The sequence below is a fragment of the Arthrobacter gyeryongensis genome, assembly GCF_039543785.1.
In the GTDB taxonomy this organism is placed as follows: Bacteria; Actinomycetota; Actinomycetes; order Actinomycetales; family Micrococcaceae; genus Arthrobacter; species Arthrobacter gyeryongensis.
Map to the genome: position 1 here is coordinate 353,078 of NZ_BAABKK010000006.1, position 21,000 is coordinate 374,077.

22 protein-coding genes are annotated in these 21,000 nt (G+C 64.6%); 13 read left to right on the forward strand and 9 right to left on the reverse strand.

Going from position 1 to position 21,000, the window contains the following annotated elements:
- Positions 1-61: 61 nt before the first annotated feature.
- Together ABEA18_RS05595 and ABEA18_RS05600 are read left to right on the forward strand one after the other, a co-directional pair.
- Positions 62-796: a LysR family transcriptional regulator substrate-binding protein gene (locus tag ABEA18_RS05595; RefSeq protein WP_425550484.1), complete on the forward strand. Its 735-nt coding sequence runs from the start codon at positions 62-64 to the stop codon at positions 794-796.
- Positions 797-799: 3 nt separating this feature from the next.
- Positions 800-1,420 carry a LacI family DNA-binding transcriptional regulator gene (locus ABEA18_RS05600; RefSeq protein ID WP_345448301.1) on the forward strand — a complete coding sequence of 207 codons (621 nt, stop codon included), beginning with the start codon at positions 800-802 and terminating at the stop codon, positions 1,418-1,420.
- Positions 1,421-1,423: 3 nt separating this feature from the next.
- Here the strand turns inward: ABEA18_RS05600 and ABEA18_RS05605 are convergent, their stop codons facing one another.
- The 4 genes from ABEA18_RS05605 to ABEA18_RS05620 form a co-directional block, all read right to left on the reverse strand.
- Entirely contained in the window at positions 1,424-2,410 is a 987-nt protein-coding gene (locus tag ABEA18_RS05605) for a bile acid:sodium symporter family protein (protein ID WP_345448302.1), read from the reverse strand.
- A 237-nt stretch (positions 2,411-2,647) separates the two neighbouring features.
- A complete protein-coding gene (locus tag ABEA18_RS05610) occupies positions 2,648-4,147 on the reverse strand; it encodes a SulP family inorganic anion transporter (RefSeq protein WP_345448303.1) in 1,500 nt (499 codons plus the stop codon).
- 6 nt (positions 4,148-4,153) lie between these two features.
- On the reverse strand, positions 4,154-5,257 hold the full coding sequence (locus ABEA18_RS05615) for a GTP pyrophosphokinase (RefSeq protein WP_059388901.1): 1,104 nt from the start codon (positions 5,255-5,257) through the stop codon (positions 4,154-4,156).
- 54 nt (positions 5,258-5,311) lie between these two features.
- Positions 5,312-5,587, reverse strand: a complete 276-nt coding sequence (locus ABEA18_RS05620) for a hypothetical protein (protein WP_345448304.1) — start codon at positions 5,585-5,587, stop codon at positions 5,312-5,314.
- Positions 5,588-5,768: 181 nt separating this feature from the next.
- Here ABEA18_RS05620 and ABEA18_RS05625 point away from each other — a divergent pair, with 181 nt between their 5' ends.
- The 6 genes from ABEA18_RS05625 to ABEA18_RS05650 all read left to right on the forward strand — a co-directional run bounded on the left by ABEA18_RS05625 (position 5,769) and on the right by ABEA18_RS05650 (position 10,492).
- Positions 5,769-6,578 carry an alpha/beta hydrolase gene (locus ABEA18_RS05625; RefSeq protein ID WP_345448306.1) on the forward strand — a complete coding sequence of 270 codons (810 nt, stop codon included), beginning with the start codon at positions 5,769-5,771 and terminating at the stop codon, positions 6,576-6,578.
- Positions 6,579-6,646: 68 nt separating this feature from the next.
- Positions 6,647-7,615 carry a carbohydrate kinase family protein gene (locus ABEA18_RS05630; RefSeq protein ID WP_345448307.1) on the forward strand — a complete coding sequence of 323 codons (969 nt, stop codon included), beginning with the start codon at positions 6,647-6,649 and terminating at the stop codon, positions 7,613-7,615.
- Positions 7,612-8,136: a YbhB/YbcL family Raf kinase inhibitor-like protein gene (locus tag ABEA18_RS05635; protein ID WP_345448308.1), complete on the forward strand. Its 525-nt coding sequence runs from the start codon at positions 7,612-7,614 to the stop codon at positions 8,134-8,136. The genes ABEA18_RS05630 and ABEA18_RS05635 overlap by 4 nt, the downstream gene beginning before the upstream one ends.
- Positions 8,137-8,181: 45 nt before the next feature.
- Positions 8,182-8,991, forward strand: a complete 810-nt coding sequence (locus ABEA18_RS05640; protein ID WP_345448309.1) for an HAD family hydrolase — start codon at positions 8,182-8,184, stop codon at positions 8,989-8,991.
- Positions 8,992-9,512: 521 nt separating this feature from the next.
- A complete protein-coding gene (locus ABEA18_RS05645) occupies positions 9,513-9,668 on the forward strand; it encodes a hypothetical protein (RefSeq protein ID WP_345448310.1) in 156 nt (51 codons plus the stop codon).
- Positions 9,669-9,706: 38 nt separating this feature from the next.
- Positions 9,707-10,492: a glycerophosphodiester phosphodiesterase family protein gene (locus ABEA18_RS05650; protein ID WP_345448311.1), complete on the forward strand. Its 786-nt coding sequence runs from the start codon at positions 9,707-9,709 to the stop codon at positions 10,490-10,492.
- Here ABEA18_RS05650 and ABEA18_RS05655 read toward each other — a convergent pair.
- Together ABEA18_RS05655 and ABEA18_RS05660 are read right to left on the reverse strand one after the other, a co-directional pair.
- A complete protein-coding gene (locus ABEA18_RS05655; protein ID WP_345448313.1) occupies positions 10,434-11,723 on the reverse strand; it encodes an RNA polymerase sigma factor in 1,290 nt (429 codons plus the stop codon). The genes ABEA18_RS05650 and ABEA18_RS05655 overlap by 59 nt on opposite strands.
- 7 nt (positions 11,724-11,730) lie before the next feature.
- Positions 11,731-12,081, reverse strand: coding sequence for a YciI family protein (locus ABEA18_RS05660; protein ID WP_345448315.1), 351 nt, complete (start codon positions 12,079-12,081; stop codon positions 11,731-11,733).
- A 132-nt stretch (positions 12,082-12,213) separates the two neighbouring features.
- Between ABEA18_RS05660 and ABEA18_RS05665 the strand changes: the two genes are divergently transcribed.
- Together ABEA18_RS05665 and ABEA18_RS05670 are read left to right on the forward strand one after the other, a co-directional pair.
- A complete protein-coding gene (locus tag ABEA18_RS05665) occupies positions 12,214-13,356 on the forward strand; it encodes a glycerate kinase (RefSeq protein WP_345448316.1) in 1,143 nt (380 codons plus the stop codon).
- Between the two features lie 188 nt (positions 13,357-13,544).
- Positions 13,545-14,009, forward strand: coding sequence for a GatB/YqeY domain-containing protein (locus tag ABEA18_RS05670; RefSeq protein ID WP_345448317.1), 465 nt, complete (start codon positions 13,545-13,547; stop codon positions 14,007-14,009).
- A 77-nt stretch (positions 14,010-14,086) separates the two neighbouring features.
- On the opposite strand, the gene ABEA18_RS05675 is transcribed toward ABEA18_RS05670, so the two are convergent.
- Positions 14,087-15,373, reverse strand: coding sequence for a uracil-xanthine permease family protein (locus ABEA18_RS05675; RefSeq protein WP_345448318.1), 1,287 nt, complete (start codon positions 15,371-15,373; stop codon positions 14,087-14,089).
- Positions 15,374-15,561: 188 nt separating this feature from the next.
- Between ABEA18_RS05675 and ABEA18_RS05680 the strand changes: the two genes are divergently transcribed.
- Positions 15,562-16,167, forward strand: coding sequence for a malonic semialdehyde reductase (locus tag ABEA18_RS05680; protein ID WP_078107055.1), 606 nt, complete (start codon positions 15,562-15,564; stop codon positions 16,165-16,167).
- Positions 16,168-16,387: 220 nt separating this feature from the next.
- The gene (locus ABEA18_RS05685; RefSeq protein ID WP_345448319.1) at positions 16,388-16,888 is read left to right on the forward strand and encodes a 2'-5' RNA ligase family protein; all 501 of its coding nucleotides are present in this window, start codon (positions 16,388-16,390) and stop codon (positions 16,886-16,888) included.
- Positions 16,889-16,894: 6 nt separating this feature from the next.
- On the opposite strand, the gene pgm is transcribed toward ABEA18_RS05685, so the two are convergent.
- On the reverse strand, positions 16,895-18,559 hold the full coding sequence (gene pgm, locus ABEA18_RS05690; protein ID WP_345448320.1) for a phosphoglucomutase (alpha-D-glucose-1,6-bisphosphate-dependent): 1,665 nt from the start codon (positions 18,557-18,559) through the stop codon (positions 16,895-16,897).
- 206 nt (positions 18,560-18,765) lie between these two features.
- Between pgm and ABEA18_RS05695 the strand changes: the two genes are divergently transcribed.
- On the forward strand, positions 18,766-19,410 hold the full coding sequence (locus tag ABEA18_RS05695; protein ID WP_345448321.1) for a DUF4190 domain-containing protein: 645 nt from the start codon (positions 18,766-18,768) through the stop codon (positions 19,408-19,410).
- A gap of 83 nt (positions 19,411-19,493) precedes the next feature.
- On the opposite strand, the gene ABEA18_RS05700 is transcribed toward ABEA18_RS05695, so the two are convergent.
- Entirely contained in the window at positions 19,494-20,972 is a 1,479-nt protein-coding gene (locus ABEA18_RS05700; RefSeq protein ID WP_425550477.1) for a peptide MFS transporter, read from the reverse strand.
- Positions 20,973-21,000 lie beyond the last annotated feature (28 nt).

Sequence of the window (21,000 nt, forward strand, 5' to 3'; positions counted from 1 at the left end):
GGCGCTGCGTTGGCTACCGCCCGCGCGGTACTGTGAACGGGTGCCATCCGATCAAGAATCCCTGCCCGCCGTCGGTGTCCCCGACGCCTCCGAAGCTGAAACAAGCGCTCCCGAGGGGCTGACTTTCGCTTACGTCGCCGGGGTGACGCCCGGGAAATGGATCCGGCGCTGGGAAGAGCGCATGCCCGATGTTCCGCTGCACTCTTTCATGTCCGACGACGGCGCGCAGCTGGAGGTTCTGCGCGATGGTTCCGCGGATCTCAGCTTTGTGCGCTTGCCCGTAGATCGGGATGGACTCCACGTCATTCCGCTCTACGAAGAGCAGCCAGTGGTGGTGGCCCCGAAGGGTCACGAAATCTCAGTGTTCGAAGAGGTGGCGCTGGAGGATCTCGCGGAGGAGAACTTCCTGGATGTCGCCGCGATGGGCGGGCCGGAGATGGCCATGCAAGTGGTGGCTTCGGGTGCCGGCCTCGTGATCCTGCCGATGTCCGTGGCCCGGCATTTCAACGTCAAGGACACGGTGGCGCGGCGCCTCACCGGGGCCGAAGGGACGCAGATCGCCCTTGCCTGGCCGAGCGACTCCACGAGCGAGGTCATCGAGGAATTCATCGGCATTGTCCGGGGCCGGACCGCCCAGAGCTCGCGGCAGCCTTCGGCGCAGCAGGAGAAGCCCAAGAAGGCACCCAAGCCGGACCGGCGCGGCACCGGCGCAAAAAAGCCGGCGGTGGCCCAGCGCTATGCGCCGAACCCCGACAAGGGCCGGGGCAAGGGCTCCCGCAAGAAAGGAAAGCGCTAGGCGATGGGACTTGGAGCGAAGCCGACCATCCGGGACGTCGCCAAGAGCGCCGGCGTCTCCCTCACCACGGTGTCCTACGTCTTGTCCGGACGTCTTGGTGGGACCACCCGGATCAGCGAAGCAACACAAGAGCGTGTCCAGGCCGCGGCCAAGGAACTGGGTTACGTACCGAACCAGGCGGCCCGCGGAATGCGCCGCGGCAAGACCGACCTCGTGGCGATTGCCATCGGCGATCTGGAATGGCCGTGGGACCGGGCCTTGGCAACGGCCGCTGCACGCATTTTGCCCCAGCACGGCTACCTGCCCGTGATCCTCATCGGCGAAGGGTGGCGGCGGTTCATGCTCTCCGGCGGTGCCGACGGCGCCATCATCGGGGCTCTTCCGCCCGGGACCCTCCTTGACCTCACGGTGGGCGAGCTGGCCCGGCGTGGAGTAGCACAAGTCATCATTTCGGACACCATGCAGCCTGCCGGATTCGATGTCCTGGCACCTGGATCCGCGGGTGGGACTCCGGAACCGGAAGCCCTCGAAGGCGCCATCACCCTGCTTCTGGATCGGCTCGCCGGCCGCACCATTGGCGCGGGAACCATCACGGCCGCGCCTTGGGAGTTCAAGACTTCGTAGCAGTCAGTTCTCCGTGAGCGGCTTCCGGGCCAGCCAGGCCGCGACAATGGCGCCGGAAACGTTGTGCCACAGCGAGAACACGGCCGACGGCAACGCTGCCAGCGGCGTGAAGTGCGCGGTCGCCAGAGTGGCGGCAAGACCGGAATTCTGCATGCCTACCTCGAAGGCAAGGGCCCGGCGTGCCTTGTCATCGAGGCGGCCCAGCTTGCCCGCCAGATACCCGAGGCCAAGGCCGAAGCCATTGTGGAGGACCACCGCGAGGAATACGATGCCGCCCGCGGCAACGATCTTGCTGGCGCTGCCCGCCACCACCACGGCGACGATCACTGAGATCACGACGGCGGATGCCCAGGGGAGTGCCGGCAGTACTTTGCTGACGAGCTTCTTGAGGAAGAGGCGAGCCGCCAGGCCCCCGATGACCGGGAGGAGGACTGTCTTGACGATGTCCAGGACCATGGAGCCGGCATCGATGTTCAGGAATGATCCCGCGAGGAAGAACACCAACAGCGGGGTCACGATCGGGGCAATGAGGGTGGAAACCGAGGCGACGGCCACGGACAGGGCAACGTCGCCCTTGGCCAGGAAAGCCATCACGTTGGAGGCCGTGCCTGACGGAGCACAGCCCACCAGGATCAGGCCTACGGCCAGCTGGGGTTCCAGGTTGAGCGCGACGGCGATCAGCCAACCGGCACCCGGCATGATGACGTAGTGGGCCACGATGCCCAAAACTACGGCCCAAGGGCGCTTGGCCACCGAGGCGAAATCCGGAGGCGTCAGGGTGAGGCCCATACAGAACATGATGATGCCCAGCAGGAATGGCACGCTTGGCGCCAGCGGCTTGAAGGCATCAGGAAGCAGGAAACCGGCCACCCCGGCAAGTACTACGAGGAGGGGAAAGACCGTGACCGCGATCCTGGCGATTTTGGCTTCCGCGGCCAGCGCCGGATTCAGGACAGGGGTTTCGACGGGGTTGGTTGTTGCCTCAAGCATCTGACTATCGTGGCATCGTGATCGGACATGCGCCCAATCCGTGACCCGAATCGAGCGAATATGTCAGATGACCGTCGTTTCGCGGCCCAACTGAGTCGCATTAAGTGTCGTTTTGACGGCTCATAACGACAACAAATGCGTGGGCCCACGCCGCCAGGGTTCCCTGGCCGAGCTTGCGAGGCTAGGGTGGCGGTGGGGACTACTTGGGGGCCGAGTCAGTTGGGTGGGCCAGCGACGTTAGTTTGCGTTGAGCTTGCCTGCCAGCCGTTCGCGCATCCGGACGCTCGCCGCGTTGAGGCCAATCAGCTCCACCTCCCGGCCGTGCCTGCGGTATTTCTCGGTAACGGAATCCAGTACGGCAACGGTGGAAGCATCCCAAATGTGCGAAGCGTGCAGGTCGATGACCACGAGGTCGATTCCCTCCGAGGAATCCTTCGCATAGTCGAACTGCGTGTAGAGGTCGTTGGAGGAAGCGAAGAACAACTCGCCATCCACCGTGTAGCTCGCCACGGTCCGGCCGTTGAGCTCGAGTTCGCTCCGCTCGACCGTGGCGAAGTGGGCCACTCGGCGGGCAAACAGCACCATGGCCGTGAGCACGCCGGCTCCAACTCCGATGGCCAGGTTGTGCGTCGCCACCACCACTGCCACGGTCACGAGCATGACGCCGGTCTCGGACTTCGGTAGTCGCTTGAGCGTTGCCGGCCGGAGCGAATGCCAGTCAAAGGTGATGAGGGAGACGAAGATCATCACGGCCACCAAAGCGGCCATGGGAATCATGCCCACTACGTCCCCGAGGACTACCACCAGCACCAGCAGGAACGCTCCGGCCAGGAACGTCGACAGCCGGCTGCGGGCACCCGAACCCTTCACGTTGATCATGGTCTGGCCAATCACGGCGCAGCCGCCCAAGCCACCCAGGAAACCGGTGACGATGTTGGCAATCCCCTGGCCCCATGAGACCCGGGTCTTGTTGGAGCGGGTATCCGTGATGTCATCCACGAGCTTGGCCGTCAGGAGGGACTCCAGGAGGCCCACGAGGGCCATGGACAACGCGAACGGGGCAATCGTCTGGAAGGTTTCCCAGGTCAAAGGCACGTTGGGCAGGAAGAAGCCGGGAAGACTGTTGGGGAGTTCGCCCTTGTCATGCACAGTGGGGACGCGGATGCCGGCCAGCGCCGAGACGATGGTGAGGGCGACGACCGCCACCAATGGCGCGGGCACCGCCGTCGTGATTCTGGGCAAACCGAAGACGATCAGCAACCCCACGGCCACAATCGGGTAGACCATCCAGGGAACGCCGATCAGCTCGGGCAACTGGGCCATGAACACCAGAATGGCCAAAGCATTCACGAATCCGATCATCACCGAACGAGGAATGAAGCGCATGAGCCGAGTGACACCCAGGACCGCCAGGACGATTTGGAAGACCCCGGCCAGGATGACCGTTGCAATCAGGTAGTTGATCCCGTGATCCTTCATGACAGGGGCGATCACGAGCGCGACGGCGCCGGTGGCCGCGGAAATCATGGCGGGGCGGCCGCCCACGATCGCGGTGGTGACTCCCATGGTGAAAGATGCGAAGAGCCCGATCCGAGGATCCACGCCGGCGATCACGGAGAACGCGATGGCCTCTGGAATGAGCGCAAGCGCCACCACCAAGCCGGCCAATGCTTCCGTCTTGAGCCTGCGGGGCGAACGCAAGGTGAAACGGAGGGACTGGAGCTGCTCGGGTGTCATGGGTCCTTAGCTGTTGGTCAGGCGGTACCGCTCAATCTGCTTGAGACGCCGCTGGAGGCTGTCCCGCCGAGGGTGCGGGACGACGTCGGGCGCCTCAGCGGTGAGGTCGATGTGTTCAGTGCCGTACTGCCACAGCAGGAGGTCATCCAGGAGGCGGTCCGGTCCGGGGGAGTAACGGTGGTCCAGGGCTTTGCGGACCTCGGTGATCCGGTTGGCGCTGAGAAGCCCGGCGAGTTCCACGGTCTTGTTCAGTCCGTGGGCCGCAAGAAGCTCCGCAGCCCAACCCCAGTCGTCATCAACTTTACGGTCAACATGGGGAAGCAGCGTCCGCCAAACGTCCCGCACACGGTTGGGCGTGAGGGGCATGGAACCTTCACCATCGAGATCCCAATAGCCGCGGACTTCCTCGTAGCGTTCGTGGAGGTCGGCGAAGGCGCTCTCCACGGTTTCCAGCATTGCCGCTGTGGCGGTGAACTGGCGGTCGAAATGCGGCGTCCAAGCGCGCGGATCCTCGGCCTTGAAGCGGATGTCGTGTTCGATTTCGCTCCAGGCGTGCGCAAAGACCGTACGGATCTGACATTCGAAGAAGTAGCTGCCGTTCGGCGGAATGTCCGGATTAAAGACCTGCTGGTACGCCTTCACGGACTCGTTCTGGATGGTACGGAGGATAAGGTGTCGGCTCGAATATCCGTAGGTGCCGGACTCGATGGAGCCGATGTCCTTCTCAAGGTCGCCGCGGCAATCGAAAAGCTGACGCTGGCGCTTGATCAAGTTGGCAACCGCGGCGTTCTCGGCCGGAAGCTTGGTGATGACGCGCAGCCCCACCATGTCGTTCAGGGTCCGGAACGGGTCCGGGAACTTCAGCACCCGTGGGCCCCCCTCCAGAGGCACCTCGGTGCGGGAAATCTTCTCCCGGAAAGATTCGACCGTCTTGGTGCGTCCCGTGACGAAGAGGGGCACGGACTCGCTGTTTTTGAGCATGTCCCGCAGGGTCAACAGGACGTCGCGGGTGACGAGTTTCAGGGCAGGACGGACGCGTTCGTAAAGCTCCACGTTCGCCTGTACTGATTCGCGCAGCTGAGGATCCAAGCTGTCCCAATTGCTAGCCATGCCTCCAGCTTACGGTGGAGGGACGACAGTGAAGCGGAGCCGGACCCGCTGGCGTTACCGGTTCGACACCTGGAAGCAGGCGACGTCGTATTGGGAAGTGGGGGAGTAATGCTGTCCTCCCACGCCACCGTTGATGCTGTTGATGCCCGGCTCGTTGAAGGGCGATCCTAGGCTATTGGCGGCGTTGCCGGGCGTGTTCGGTTCGAGCGATTGACAGGACTGATTGGGCTTTCCAGTTCCAGGCGGGTTTGCCGCCGAAGCCGGCGAAGCCACAGCCAGCACGCTCAAAATCAATGCCACAAGAACCGACGCGGAGATACGACGGATCATTGTATTCACCTCCGGATAAAGAAGCGTTCCCGCAAAAACACGGGAGTGAAGCGCGGGTCGCGCTTCATCCCTGAGGGTACGCTCGGGCTGTGGCTTCAGGAAGGCTCCGCGTTGATCCTCAGACCATTGCTCCCGCTTCGCAGCGCTCCTCCGCGATAGGCTCGGCACAAAGGAGGACACGATGAAGCGGCACAAGTACTACTACGGCCAGCACTCCAGCCAATGGGGTGAGCTGTTCGTACCAGATTCGCTGCAGCCACACCGCACTCGACCCGACGGAGTGGTGGTGGTGATCCACGGAGGCTATTGGCGCTCCCAGTACGGCGCTGAACTTGGTGAGCCGATCGCCAGGGACCTCGCTGCGCATGGAATTTCCGCCTGGAACCTTGAATACCGGAGGGCCGGAAACGGTGGCGGCTGGCCGCATACGTTCGAAGATGTCCTCGACGGGATTGACCATCTGGGCGAGATCGCCGGCAAGCATGAACTCAACCTGAACAAAGTGGTGGCGCTGGGACACTCCGCGGGCGGCCATCTCGCGGTCTGGGCGGCGGGGCGGGAAAAGCTTTCCAAGATTGGCGCCCCGGACGCCGACCGGCAGCTCCATCGGCATGACAACGGCGCGGCAGTGCGGCTGACCGGCGTCGTGAGCCAATCCGGTCTGCTGAACCTGGCCGACGCCGAGCGGCTCAACCTGAGCAACGGCGCCGTCGACAACCTCATGGGTGGCGACTCGGTGAGATACCCCAAACGGCATATCTACGCCGACCCCATGAGGTCGCTGCCTATCGCCGTTCCGGTCTTCGCGGTCCACGCCGCATCGGACGAGGATGTCCCGTGCAGCCAGTCCGAGGCTTATGTTGCCGCAGCCACGGCTTCCGGGGGCGCGGCCCAGTTCCTCAAAGTGCCCGGCGACCATTTCGACCTGATCGACCCCAGGGCCGTTGCGTACAAGAAGTGCCGGGAGTTGGTGCAGCGGCTGCTCGTTTGACGGTTTGCGACAAAGTCACGGGCTGTCATCGCGAGACGCGCACCACATCCGCGTGGCAGAGTTGTCCCATGCTGACAGTCATAGGTGAAGCGCTGGTTGATGTCGTCCAGCGTTCCTCGGGAGTCGACGCCCACGTGGGCGGAAGTCCGCTCAACGTTGCCGTGGGCCTTGCCAGGCTGGACCACGCAGTCCAGTTCATTGGGCGCTTCGGCAAAGACGCCTACGGGGAATCGATCGCGGCCCATCTTCGCTCCAGCTCCGTCATGGTTCCGCTGCCGCCCGACGATAGTCCCACCAGCGTGGCCACCGCCCTGATCGACGACGACGGCGCTGCCAGCTACACCTTCGATCTCGCCTGGGAGCTTCCCGGCCTCGCCGCGCGCCTCCCTTTCATGCTGCAGGGGACGTCACTCCTGCACACGGGCTCCATTGCCACGATGTTGGAGCCGGGCGCAGCGGATGTCCTTGCCGCCGTCGAGCATGCCCATCCGAACGCGACCGTCAGCTTCGATCCCAACTGCCGGCCCAGCATCATCAAGGATCGCGACTATGCGCGGGCCCAAGTGGAGCGTTTCGTGGCGCTTGCAGACGTGGTCAAGGCATCCGACGAGGACCTCGAGTGGCTCTACCCCGGCGTCGACGTCTTGGAATCTGCCCGGCGCTGGCTCGGCCTCGGCGGCAGTGGGGGACCCGCCGTAGTGGTCGTCACGCGAGGCGCAGACGGCCCCTGGGGTGTCACGGCCGCGGGCGAGGCCCACGTGGACGCCCCAAAGGTAGAAGTGGCGGACACCGTGGGTGCGGGCGATTCCTTCATGGCCGCCCTGCTCTCCGGGATCGTTGACCGCGGACTGGCAGGGGCCCAGAACCGCGACGAACTTCACGCCATGCCCGCCGAAGTGCTCGAAGGACTCCTCAACCATGCGGCGCGCGCCGCGGCAATCACGGTCTCCCGGCCAGGCGCGAATCCGCCGACGCGTGCCGAACTCAACGCCCTGGGCGTCCCGGAACCGAAGGCAAGCGTCGAAAGGCAGCCATGAGCTACGCCGACCTTCCACATGTCCCATCCTTCGATGTCACCAGCGGCTCTCTGAATGACGGCGACGCACTCAGTCCGGCCCAGACCAGCAAGCGCTTCGGCGTGGCCGGCGGCAAGGACGAATCCCCACAGTTGAGCTGGAGCGGAGCCCCGGAGGGCACCAAGGGTTACGTCGTCACCGTCTTCGACCCCGACGCCCCCAGGGCGGGCGGTTACTGGCACTGGGCCGTGGTCAACATCCCCGCCAGGACGAACTCCTTGCCCGCAGGCGCCGGCGTTCAGGGCAGTTCACACTTGCCGGCCGGTGCGGTTCAACTTAAGAACGACGCCGGGTTCCCCGGTTATCTGGGTGCCGCGCCTCCGCCTGGACATGGCCGGCACCGGTACATCGTGGCCGTGCACGCGGTCGACGTCGAACCACTGGGTCTCGACGCGAGCGCCTCCACGGAAGCGCTCGTCCGCAAGCTGGCAGCCCACACGCTGGGCCGGGCCGTCATCACGGGCCATTTCGAGCGGCGCTAGCTTTGGGGCAAACCCGCCGTCGACCGTCCCACGTAGACTGACATAATGCGGCTCGTAGCAAGTGACATTGACGGCACCATCCTCGGCCATGACGGCAAGGTCAGCAGCCGCACCATCCGCGCATTCCATGCCTGCCGCGACGCGGGCATCGAGGTGGTTTTCGTGACAGGGCGGCCGCCGCGCTGGCTCTACCCCCTCCGCGAGCAGATCGGCCACAGCGGCATCGTTATCTGTTCGAACGGGGCCGTGGTGTGGGACCTTGAGGCGGACAAGCTGATATCGGCCAATGCCTTGAGCATCGAGTCTGTGCTCGAGGCCCGCCGGATCATCAAGCAGCTCCGGCCCGACGCGCTGTTCGCGGCCGAAACACTCACGGGATTCCATCTCGAGCCCGGGTTCATCGAGAACGAGACCAGCGAGCTCCTGGCCGAGTTCACTCCCGCATGGTTGGGCGAAACGCTGACCGCGGACGACGCCGTCGTGAAGTTCCTTGCCGTGACGCGCAGCGGTACCCCGGATGATTTCCTGGCAAAGGTCCAGCCCGCCGTCGCGCATCTCGTGGAGACCACCCACTCCGCGCCGCGGACCGCACTCCTGGAAATGTCCGCCCCCGGTATCAACAAAGCCGTCACGCTCGCCGCATATGCGGCATCCCGGGGCATCGAGGCCGCCGAGGTGGTGGCATTCGGTGACATGCCCAACGACGTCGAGATGCTGCGCTGGGCTGGCGATGGTTACGCGATGGCCAGTGGCCACCCTGAGGCGATCAGCGCCGCCGGCCAGCAAGCGCCCCATTTCGACGACGACGGCGTGGCCCAGATCCTCGAGGCAAAGCTCGCTTCCCTGCGGGTCTAGCCCTGTACCTGGCCCGCCGTGCACCGGCCGTTAGTTCGGCGCCCGTAATCCGTGGCTGTGCGCCAAGGCAATGGCCTCTGTTCGTGAGCCCACTTTCCGGCCGGGCGCTCCCAACTAATCCCCACCGCCACCCTCGCCTCGCAAGCTCGGCCAGGGAACCCTGGCGGCGTGGGCCCACCGCCACCCTCGCCTCGCAAGCTCGGCCAGGGAACCCTGGCGGCGTGGGCCCACCGCCACCCTCGCCTCGCAAGCTCGGCCAGGGAACCCTGGCGGCGTGGGCACGCAGTTAATGTCGTTTTCAGGCCTCTAAACGACAACAAATGCGAGCTAGTTGGGACCGCTCACCCATTACACAGCTTCAGTCCAACTGCCGTTCAACTACTCCCCGTAGTCTCTTGTGGTATTCGATGCCGATCACAGGGGACATGATGGCCAAGAGAAAGACGACGGGGTGGCCCGAGGCCCCCGTTCGCCGCGCAGTGCCGGCCGAACATTGGAAGCAGTTGCGCCGTGGAGACCGCGTGAGCGTCAAGCTTGCGCCGGGGTTTGAGAACCCGGGCCAGGTGGACGCCGTGTCGAGCGACCACAGCGTGGTCTGGGTAAACCTCGACGGCGGCCGTGGCCGTACGCTGGTGCACTGCGGCGACGGCGTGGAGATCGTTCCGCAGGAATCCTGACGGGCTCGCGGGAGGCACAGCCGGGTTACGCTACCCGTGTGAGCCCGCATTTGCCTTTCTTCAGCCGCCCGGACGGACTATCCGCTCCGCTTGCCTTCGCGCACCGCGGATTTTCACCGGACGGCCTTGAGAACTCGGGCGCGGCGTTCACGGCCGCGCTTGGGCTTGGCTTCACGCACCTTGAAACCGATGCCCGCACCACCGCCGACGGCGTGGTGCTCCTTTTTCACGACGACACCTTGGACCGCGTCACAGACTCCCACGGCCCCATCTCCAGTCTTAGCGCTGCCGAGATTGCCAAGGCCCGGATTGGCGGCCGCGAAGCAATTCCCCGTTTGGCAGACGTCTTGACGGAATTCCCCGGGGCACGGCTGAACGTCGACGTCAAGGATTGGCATACCGTCAAACCCCTTGCCGCAGTCATCGACCAACTCAATGCCCACGACCGGGTGCTGATCGCGAGCTTCTCCGATCGACGTCGTCGGAGGGTCCTGCGCCTGCTCCGCCGCCGCACGGCGTCTTCAGCTGGAATCGCCTGCAACGCCGCCTTTACTCTTTTGGGACCGCTTCTTCCGGAGCGCTGGCTGCGGAAGATCCTGCACGACGTCGATGCCCTCCAGGTGCCGGTCCGCTACGGACCCCTGACGGTAGTGACGCCCGGTTTCCTGCGGCGCGCGCATCGGCTTGGGCTGCAGGTTCACGTCTGGACGGTCAACGATTCCGCCGAGATGGCCAGGCTGCTGGACATGGGTGTCGACGGCCTGGTCACCGACCGTGCGGATCGTCTGAAGTCGGTGCTGCAGCTCCGGGGCCAGTGGTGGTGAGCGCACGGGCGCGTGCCGCCAGGAAGGCGCGCTCGGCGTCGTTATTTGTGCGCTCTCGCGCTGCCCGGTAGGCGGCGACAGCTTCTTGGTTGCGGCCGAGGCGCCGGAGCAGATCCGCCCGCACGGCGTGGAAGAGGTAGTAGTTGCCTAGTTCAAGGACGTCGACGGCGGCAAGCCCCGCGGCGGGTCCTTCCACCTCCGCGAGGGCAATGGCCCTGTTCAACGCGACCACCGGCGTCGGCTCCATGGCCAGGAGTTGTTCGTAGAGCGTGAGGATTTGGCGCCAGTCTGTTTCCGCTGGTCCTGCGGCATCGCTGTGCACCGCGTTGACGGCAGCTTGCAATTGGTACGGTCCGGGCTGGTTCCTCTTCAGGCATTGCCGCACCAACAACTGCCCTTCGGCTATTAGACCGGAGTCCCAGTGGCTGCGGTCCTGGTCCGCGAGGAGCACCAGGCCGCCGTCGGGAGTCGTCCGGGCCGCGCGGCGGGCGTTAAGCAGAAGCATGAGGGCCAGGAGCCCTTTGGCTTCGGGCTCATCAGGCATGAGTTCCATGATGAGCCGGCCGAGGCGTATGGCCTCGTGGCAGAGGCCTTCGCGCACCAGCCCCGCGCCCGAGCTCGCCGTGTAACCCTCGTTGAAGATCAGGTAGACCACGGTAAGCACCGACTTCAGCCGTTCCGGCAGCTCGGCGCCACTCGGTACCCGGTAGGGGATATGGGCGTCGCGGATCTTTCCTTTTGCCCGCACCAGCCGCTGGGCCATGGTTGGCTCGGGGACCAGGAAAGCGTGGGCGATTTCGGCGGTGCTGAGGCCACCCAGGAGCTTGAGCGTCAGGGCCACTTGCGCGGCCCGGTTGATGGCGGGGTGGCAACACGTAAAGATCAGGCGGAGCTGGTCGTCTTGCACGGCGTCCACCTCGATTCCTTCGGGTTCATCGCTGCTTTCATCGCGGGGTTCATCGTCGTGCAGGAGGGCAGCCTGGGCTAGTTTCTCCCTGCCGGAGGCCTCGCGGCGGAGCCGGTCGATGGCGCGGTTGCGGGCGGTGGTGATGATCCAGCCGGCCGGGCTTGGCGGCAACCCGGCGTCGGGCCAGCGCGCTACGGCCTCGGCGAAAGCGTCCTGGACCGCGTCTTCGGCGGCGTCGATGCTGCCCAAAACGCGGACCAGGACAGCCACGGAGCGTCCATACTCTTCGCGGAATATTTGTCCGATCTCAGAAATATGGACCATGGGGAAACTATTCCCGGTAGCCCGCGAACGGCCGGACCTCGATAGGCAGTGTGGTGGCTTGGGCGGCTTTTCGTCCCCAGCCAAGTGCCACGTCCAGGTCCGGGGCTTCGATAACCCACAGGCCGCCCACGTGTTCCTTGGCCTCTGCGAAGGGGCCGTCGGTGGTGAGTACTTCGCCGTCGTTCACACGCACCACCGTGGAGGTGGTCGCCGGGTGCAGACCGCCCGTGAAAACCCAGGCGCCGGCGTCGCGCATCTCCTGGTTCAGGACGTCAAGGTCGGCCATGATTTTGTTGAGGACTTCGGGCTCCGGGGTGGGGCCATCGGGCTGGTAGATGCTGAGCAGATAGCGTGACATGACTGTTCCTCCTTGGGATGTGGCGCCGGCACCGTGCCCGCGTCTCACCCTCTATACGAACGGCGTGGGCTGTTTTCGACATCTCCGCGCACGAATCTGCGAAAAGCTTAGCCCCGCTGGCAGGATGGGAGCATGCGCATCCTGATTGCCCCGGACAAGTTCAAAGGTTCCCTCACCGCCGCCGAAGCGGCTTCGGCGATGGCCGAAGGGGCACTGCGCGTCTATCCGGATGCCGTGGTGACGCAGTTTCCCATCGCCGACGGGGGCGAAGGAACGCTGGAGGCAGCCGTGGCGGCAGGCTACGAAGAGCGGATGAATGCCGTCGTCGGCCCCATCCTCAAGCCGGTGGGCGCCGCGTGGGCCATCCGGCAAAATGCATTCGGCGGAGCCACTGCTGTGATCGAAACTGCGCAGGCGTCCGGACTGGCACACATGGAGCCGACGCCGGAAAACGCCTTGCGTGCCCACAGCTATGGTTGCGGCCAGCTCATCGCCGCCGCCCTCGACGCCGGAGCCACCGAGATTGTGCTTGGCGTGGGCGGTTCCGCGATGTCCGACGGCGGCAGCGGCGCGCTTCGTGCGCTCGGACTCAAGCCCCTGGACGCGGCTGGAAACGTGGTTCCGCTCGGCGGTGGCTCGCTCGCCGAGGTCGTGTCCCTCGACGTCTCCGGTCTCGATCCGAGGCTGACCGCGGTGAGGTTCCGGATCGCCGTCGACGTCCAGAATCCCCTCTTTGGCAGCGACGGTGCCGCGCATGTTTTCGGCCCGCAGAAGGGCGCGGACCAGGACGCGGTGGAACTGCTCGACGCCGGCCTGCGCAACTGGGCGTCCCTGCTGCGTGACGCGGGCGGACAGGATGTCAACGTTCCCGGAGCAGGGGCGGCCGGCGGATTCCCGGCGTCGTTCCTGGCCTTCACCCAAGCGACGCTGGAAGGCGGGTTCGCACTCGTGGCGGGACTGACCGGGCTGCCCGAGCAGCTCGACGGCGCGGACCTGGTGATCACCGGCGAAGGGTCCATGGACTCGCAGTCGCTGACAGGCAAGGCACCCATCGCTCTCGCGGACTCAGCGCACGGTCAAGGCATTCCGGTGATTGTGGTCGCTGGCAGGATCCTCGTGACCCCCGAGGAACTAGCCGGCCACGGAGTGGTGGCCGCGGCGCAGCTGCTCGACGTCGCGCAGCGTCGGGACGGCGTGCCCGATGCCGCGGACGCCGTAGCGAATGCCGCCAAATACCTGGCGTGGGCAACGAGCCAGGTGCTGGAAGGGGCTTAAGCTCCCCGTCCACCAGGGGACATGCCCAGCGGGGTTACTCGGCGTCGTCCGGGCAGATAATTAACCTACAAAGCATGGCTTTGACCTCTGCCATGCACCTACGATGCGACGACCCCGCCCGGGACGCCGTCACCGTCCGCCGGGCTGGCAGCCGGCCAGCGCGGCACCATCGAATCGAGGAGCACACCATGTCCACCTTGAAAGAGCGGCTGCACGCAGACGTCGTCAGCCATATGAAGGATGGCAACCGCATCGCCCTGAACGCCACACGCAACGTCCTCAGCGAGATTGACAACCGTGAGAAAGCCGGCCAGACGCCGATCCACCTGGACGACGCCCAGATCACCACCATGTTGCAGAAGGAGGCTTCCCAGTATCACGAGGTCGCCCGCCTTTACGAGGAGGCCGGAGAGTCCGAGCGTGCCGCCACGGAGATCGCGGATGCCGAGGTAATCGAGGCCTATCTGCCGGAACCACTGACCGTCGAGGAAGTCGAGTCCATCATTGACGAGGTCATCGCCTCACTCAAGGCCGAAGGCGTGGAGCTGTCCCTGATGCACATGGGCTATGTCATGAAGCCCGTCACCGAAAAAGTCGGCGGCCGCTTCGACGGCAAGGCGCTCAGCGAGATCGTTCGCACGCGCCTCTCATAGCCGGCAATGGAGTCTGTACAGATCGTGTCCTTTAAACGTGCGATCAGGGGACACGATCTGTACACAAACTCGAGAGGCTAGTGCTCCATCTCCGGCTCGGCAACCGTTCCGCGCCAGCGCGCCAGGCCCTTCATGCCGTGGTAGACGGCCAGGGCAGCGGCCGAACCCAGCGCGATGCCCGTGAACTTCAGTTCGCCGATGGTCCACGTATAGTCCGCGATCCCGATAATCAGTGCGACGGCGGCTGTGGTCAGGTTGATGGGGTTGGAGAAGTTGACCTTGTTCTGCACCCAGATCTTCACGCCCAGGACGCCGATCATCCCGTAGAGCATGGTCGCGGCACCGCCCAGCACGCCGGGGGGAACGGTGGCAATGAGTTCGCCGAACTTGGGCGAGAAGCTCAAGAGGATGGCGAAGGCACCGGCAACCCAGTAGGCCGCCGTCGAGTAGACCTTCGTCGCCGCCATGACGCCGATGTTCTCCGCGTAGGTGGTGGTGCCGGAGCCGCCGCCGAGTCCGGCGAGGACGGTCGCGACGCCGTCGGCCATCAACGCTCGCCCGGAGACGTCGTCGAGGTTGCGTCCCGTCATCGCGGCCACGGACTTCACGTGCCCTACGTTCTCGGCCACCAGCACCAGGACGACCGGCACGAACAAGCCCACGACGCCGAGGTGGAACTCGGGAGTCTGGAAGTGCGGCAGGCCGATCCACGACGCCGCGTCCATCTTGGAGTAGTCCACTTCGCCCCGCGTCATGGCGGTGAGGTAGCCCACCACCACGCCCACGAGGATGCTCAGGCGGCCCAGAATACCGCGGAAGAGGACGCTCACCAGGATGATCGTCACCAGCGTCACGAGGGCGGTGACCGGGGCCTTGTCGAAGTTTGCCTTTGCGGCTGGCGCCAGGTTCAGGCCGATCAGGGCGACGATTGCGCCCGTGACAATAGGAGGCATGGTCCGGTTGATCCACTCCGCGCCGAACTTCTGGACCACCGCGCCGACAAGCGCCAGTACGACGCCGGCAAGCGCCACGCCGCCGAGCGCGCCGGGAACGCCGAACTGCTGCTGGGACGCCAGGATGGGGGCGATGAAGGCAAAGCTCGAACCAAGGTAGCTGGGTACGCGGCCCTTCGTGATGACCAGGAACAATAGCGTGCCGATGCCGGAAAAGAGCAGCGTGGTGGCCGGTGGCATGCCCGTGATGATGGGCACCAGGAAGGTGGCTCCGAACATTGCGACGACGTGCTGCATGCCGATGCCGATGGTCAATGGCCACGCCAGCCGTTCCTCGGGTGCCACCACGTGTCCCGGCCGGATCGTCTTGCCGTTGCCGTGCAGCTTCCATTTGGTTCCGAGCATGCTCATCTACGGGAGCCTTCCCTGAAAGTTGTGATTGTCCGGGTGCAACCTTACCGCCAGGACGGCCTGCCGATTCCGCTGTGTGGAACGTCACGTGGCTTCACGGGAAGAGGCGGAGGGAAGTTGAAGTTGCAACCATGGAAAGCATAAGCGCCCGGCAGTCCATGGCTGCGGGCACAGCGAAAGGTACGCGAATGACGATCGCCCACGAAGAAGCAGTGATTGACGCCGCAGCAGTCGACGCCATCTTTGCCGAAGCCCGCACTGCCAACTCCTTTGCCGGCGAGGTCTCCGAGGAGCAGGCACAGGCCATCTACGAACTGACCAAGTTCGGACCGACGGCGTTCAACTCCCAGCCGCTGCGCGTCACCTACGTCCGTTCGGACGAGGCCCGCGCCAAGCTCGTCGAGACCCTCTCTCCGGGCAACAAGGCCAAGACCGCCTCGGCTCCGCTGGTCGCTGTGCTTTCCTACGACACCGCCTGGCACGAGCAGTGGGACAAGTTCCTCCCGGTCTACTCCGCCCCGAAGGCCATGTACGACGCCAACCCTGAGTTCACCGCAACCACGGGCAATAACAACGCCCACCTGCAGGCCGGCTACTTCATCCTCGCCGTCCGCTCCCTCGGCTTCGCCGCCGGCCCCATGACCGGTGCCGACTTCGCCGCGATCGACGCCGAATTCTTCCCGGCTGGGGACCAGAAGAGTTTCCTCGTGGTCAACATCGGCCAGCCGGGTCCGGACGCCTTCGGCGAAGCCAAGCCGAAGTTCGCGTACGAAGACGTCGTCCGCACCGTCTAACCCGCGCTCACTTATAATGCTTTTTCGGCGAACGCTCGCTCACTCTTGTGAGCGAGCGTTCGCGCTTAAGGCGGTATATCTGAGCGAGCGTTCGTGTTTGAGGCGTTATATCTGAGCGGGGGTTTTCCTTTGCCAACGCTCGCTCACTTTTAGGGCCTTTTTGACCGACGCCCGCTCACCACTGTGATTGGGAGCGGCGTCACGGTGGCAAAATTTCCTTATGCGGAACCTGATTCTGGTGGCATTCGTCGAAGCCGTGGCTGACGGGCTCGTCTTCCCGCGCAGTGACTGGCCGTTGCACATCACCTTGTTGAGGTTCGACGTCGAACCCTCCGATGACAACGACGTCACCGCGCGCCTCACCGAGCTTGTTACGGCTCCCGCGATGGGCGCCTTGGGGGCGGATCTCACCGTAGGGCCCGACGCCGGATTCGGCCACCAAGGTTCCATCCCGGTCAGCCTCGTGGAACACCATCCCATTTTGCAGGGCCTCCACGAGGAATTGTTCGACGCCGTGGCAAGCGTCGGAGGCCGCGTGGCAACCCCGCACTACGTCATGGAGCATTACCGCCCGCATATTTCGCACCACGACGGTAAGCGCCCCAAGCCGGGTGACGCCGTCGTGCTCGACCAGATCGCGCTGGTGGACATGGCGCCGGAAGGCAACCACACCATTCGCCGGATCCTCAAGCTGTGGCGCCTCCCGGCGGAGCCAAACTAGCGAGGGCTAGGAGATCACGCTGTCCACGAGCGCCTTGGCCTCGTCCTGGACCTGCTTGAGGTGGTCGGCACCCTTGAAGGACTCGGCGTAGATCTTGTAGACGTCCTCGGTTCCCGAAGGGCGGGCCGCGAACCAGGCGTTCTCCGTGACAACCTTGAGGCCGCCGATCGAGGCTCCGTTGCCGGGAGCCTCGGTCAGCTTGGCAGTGATGTCCTCGCCCGCCAGCGTGGTGGCTGTGACATCCGCGGCGGAGAGCTTGCCGAGCTTGGCCTTCTGCTCACGCGTGGCGGCGGCGTCGATCCGGGCGTAGACGGGCGCACCAAACTGGTCCGTGAGGCCCTTGTAAAGCTGGGACGGCGACTTGCCCGTGACAGCCGTGATCTCCGACGCCAGGAGGGCCAACAGGATGCCGTCTTTGTCAGTGGTCCAGACGCTTCCATCACGCTTGTTGAAGGAGGCGCCCGCGGATTCTTCGCCACCGAAGGCGCCCTCGCCGGAGAGCAGTCCGGGGACGAACCACTTGAAGCCCACGGGGACTTCCACGAGCTTGCGGCCCAGTCCGGCAGCTACGCGGTCAATGATGGAGGAAGACACGAGGGTCTTGCCGATCACCGACTCCGGATTCCACCCTGTGCGGTTGCGGTACAGGTAGTCGATCGCGACGGCGAGGTAGTGGTTGGGGTTCATCAAGCCGCCGTCCGGCGTCACGATGCCGTGGCGGTCGGCGTCGGCGTCGTTCCCGGTAGCGACATCGAAGGCACCTGTGCCGGCCGAAGCACTGTCGGACATGCGCTTGATGAGCGAGGCCATGGCCGACGGCGAGGAGCAGTCCATGCGGATCTTCTCATCCCAGTCGAGGGTCATGAATGCCCACTGCGGGTCCACGGTGGGGTTGACCACGGTCAGATCGAGCTGATGACGCTCGCCGATCTCACCCCAGTAGTCCACTGAGGCGCCGCCCATAGGGTCCGCGCCGATGCGCACGCCCGCGGTGCGGATCGCTTCGAGGTCCAGGACGGACGGGAGGTCGTCCACGTAGCTGCTCAGGAAATCGAACTTGCCCGTGCCATCCGCCTTGAGGGCGTCGTTCAACGGAATCCGCTTGACGCCGCGCAGCCCGTTTTCCAGAAGCTCGTTGGCGCGGTTGGCGATCCAGCCGGTGGCGTCTGTGTCGGCAGGGCCGCCATGCGGGGGGTTGTACTTGAAACCGCCGTCGGCCGGAGGGTTGTGGCTCGGGGTGACCACGATGCCGTCCGCCTGGGGCTGCCCGGGACCGGCTTCGTTGTTGTACTTGAGGATCGCGTGGCTCAGGGCCGGGGTGGGCGTGTAGCCGTGGCGCGCGTCGATCAGCACATTGACGCCGTTGGCGGCGAGCACTTCGAGGGCGGAATTCTGCGCTGGTTCACTGAGCCCGTGGGTGTCCTTGGCAAGGAAAAGCGGGCCGGTAATGCCCTGCCCGGCGCGGTATTCCACAATCGCCTGGGTGATGGCGAGGATATGCCCTTCATTAAAGGAGGCCTTGAGGCTCGACCCCCGATGCCCGGAGGTGCCGAAGGCAACGCGCTGGGCGGGATCACTCAGATCCGGCGTCACGTCGTAGTACGCGTCAAGAAGAGCGGTGATGTCTACAAGGTCCTGGGGAAGGGCAACAGTGCCCGCACGGCTAGCCATTGACCCAGCATGCCAGACCGTCAGGTGAGCTTGAAGAGAAAACCCACTATTGCGGTGCCTGTGACTTCGTATTTCCGCCAGACCGACGAAGATTCACTGCCCGTTTACCGGAGTGCGGCATGGGGTTGGGAAGCCGGGCTCCGGAGCTTATGTGTGCCTTCGCTCGGCGGTAGGCTGAGCACAAAGACTCGCAAGGGGGATATTCCATGACTGACCAGCCAGCCAAACCCGAGAACGCTCCCGAGGGCGACGAACCGCCCAAGGGCTATGAACCGCCGTCGTACATTCCGCCCGCATCCCAACCCGGCGAAAACCCGTACGGCGAGCAGCCGTTTGCCTCGCCGGCGGCTTCCGGCCCCTACGGCCAGCCGCAGCCGCAACAGCCGCAAGCGCCACAGTCGCCGGAACCGTACGGCCAGTCCCAGGGCGGTCCGGCTCCGTACGGCCAGCCCGCCTACGGCCAGCCCGCCTACGGCCAGCAGCCTGCCAGCCCTTACGGACAGCCTGCTTCGCCGTATGGGCAATCTCCCCAAGGACCGCCGGCATACGGGCAGCCTGCCGGCCCCTATGGCCAGCCCGCTTACTACGGCATGCCGGTCGAGCCCAAGGGCCTGAGTATTGCGAGCATGTGCTGCGGAATCGCGGTCTTCGTGGGCCTTGGCTTCTTCGTCCTGCCCCAGATTGCCGCCGTTATCCTCGGCCACATGGCCCTCAAGAAGGAACCGGCTGGCAAAGGCATGGCCATTGCGGGCCTTGTGATGGGCTACCTGGGCATTGCCGGAGCGGTCATATTCTGGGTCGTTATCGCGATTCTTGCCGCTACCGCTTCGCGCTACAACTACAACTACTAGCCACGACGACGGCGGCCCGTGCGTTTGGCGGGAATCCCACCCAACGCACCGGCCGCCGTCGCGGGTTTAGCTCGATTCAGTGACTAGCGGACGCCGCCCATCAATTTCTTGATGGCGGGTGAGCCTGCTGCCAAGGCTACAGCGATCACCACGGCCGTGCCGCCGACGCCCAGGAAGTACGGCAATTCGTTGTCAGGGTTGTAAAGTCCGGCCAGGATGCCCGCCAGCGCGGTGCCGAGTGACACCGAGAGGAAGAACAGGGCCACCATCTGGGTGTGGAAGGCCTTGGGGGCCAGCTTGGTGCTCACGGACAGGCCGATGGGGGACAGGAACAATTCCGCCAAGGTGAAGAGGAACAGGATTCCCACGAGCGCAAGCAGCGGGGTCTTTCCAGCGCCGGACAAGGGGATGAAGGCCAGGAATGCCAGTCCCATAACGAAGAGTCCGGCAGCGAACTTGATGGGGGATCCCGGCTGCTTCGGACCAAGTTTTGTCCAGAGGGCAGCCATGACGCCTGCGAAGACGATGATGAATACAGGGTTGATGGACTGTACCCAGGCCGCCGGCATTTCCCATCCGAAGAGGTTGCGGTCCAGTTTTTCCTCCGAGTACACGGCAATGAACGTGAACTGCTGCTGGAAGAGTGCCCAGAACGCTGCCGACGCGATGTACAGCGGAATGAACGCGACAACACGCTTGCGCTCAAACGGCGTGACCTTCTTGCTTCGGAAGATCAGCGTGAAATAGAGGACCGAGGCGACAATGGCGGCGTATGCCATGCTCTTGGCCAGGTTGCCGGGATTCACCACGCCGGTCATCAGCAGCACGGCGATCACGACGGCGATGCCGAGGAAGATGAGCCCGTAACGGCTCCGCTGTGCTGACGGAAGGGCGTTTGGAACGCGGTGCGCTTCTTCCGGGAGCTTGTTTCGGCCGAGTGCGTAGATGACCAGGCCGATAGCCATGCCGATTGCGGCTGCGCCGAAGCCCCAGTGGAAGCCGTTGCTTTCCTGCAGCCAGCCGGTAACAAGCGGTCCAATGAGGGCGCCGAGGTTGATGCCCATGTAGAAGATCGAGAAGCCGGCGTCACGGCGTTCGTCCTTCTCCCCATATAGGGTGCCGACCAGTGCGGTCGCGTTCGCCTTGAGGCCACCGGATCCGACGCCCACCAGCACCAAGCCTGCCACCAGGCCCGGGATCCCGGGCAGGAGGGCAAGGGCGATGTGGCCGGCCATGATCATGATGGCGGAACTGAAAAGTACCCGTTCGGAGCCGAAAAGCCGGTCCGCCAACCATGCGCCCAGGATCGTGGAGAGGTATACGCCTCCGCCGTACGCGCCAACCAGTCCGGCGGCGAGCGATTTGTCGATCGAGAGTCCACCGTGGTCTGCGGTGAAGTACATGTAGTAAAGCAGGATGCCCTGCATGCCGTAGAACGAGAATCGTTCCCACATTTCTACGGAGAAGAGGCTGGCCAGCATCTTTGGGTGGCCGAAAAATGACGTATCGCCCGCGTTTTTGGCGGGCGTCCGCGTGTCAAGAGTTGTGCTCATCTGATCCATGGTGACATTGACTTAGCGCATTGTCACA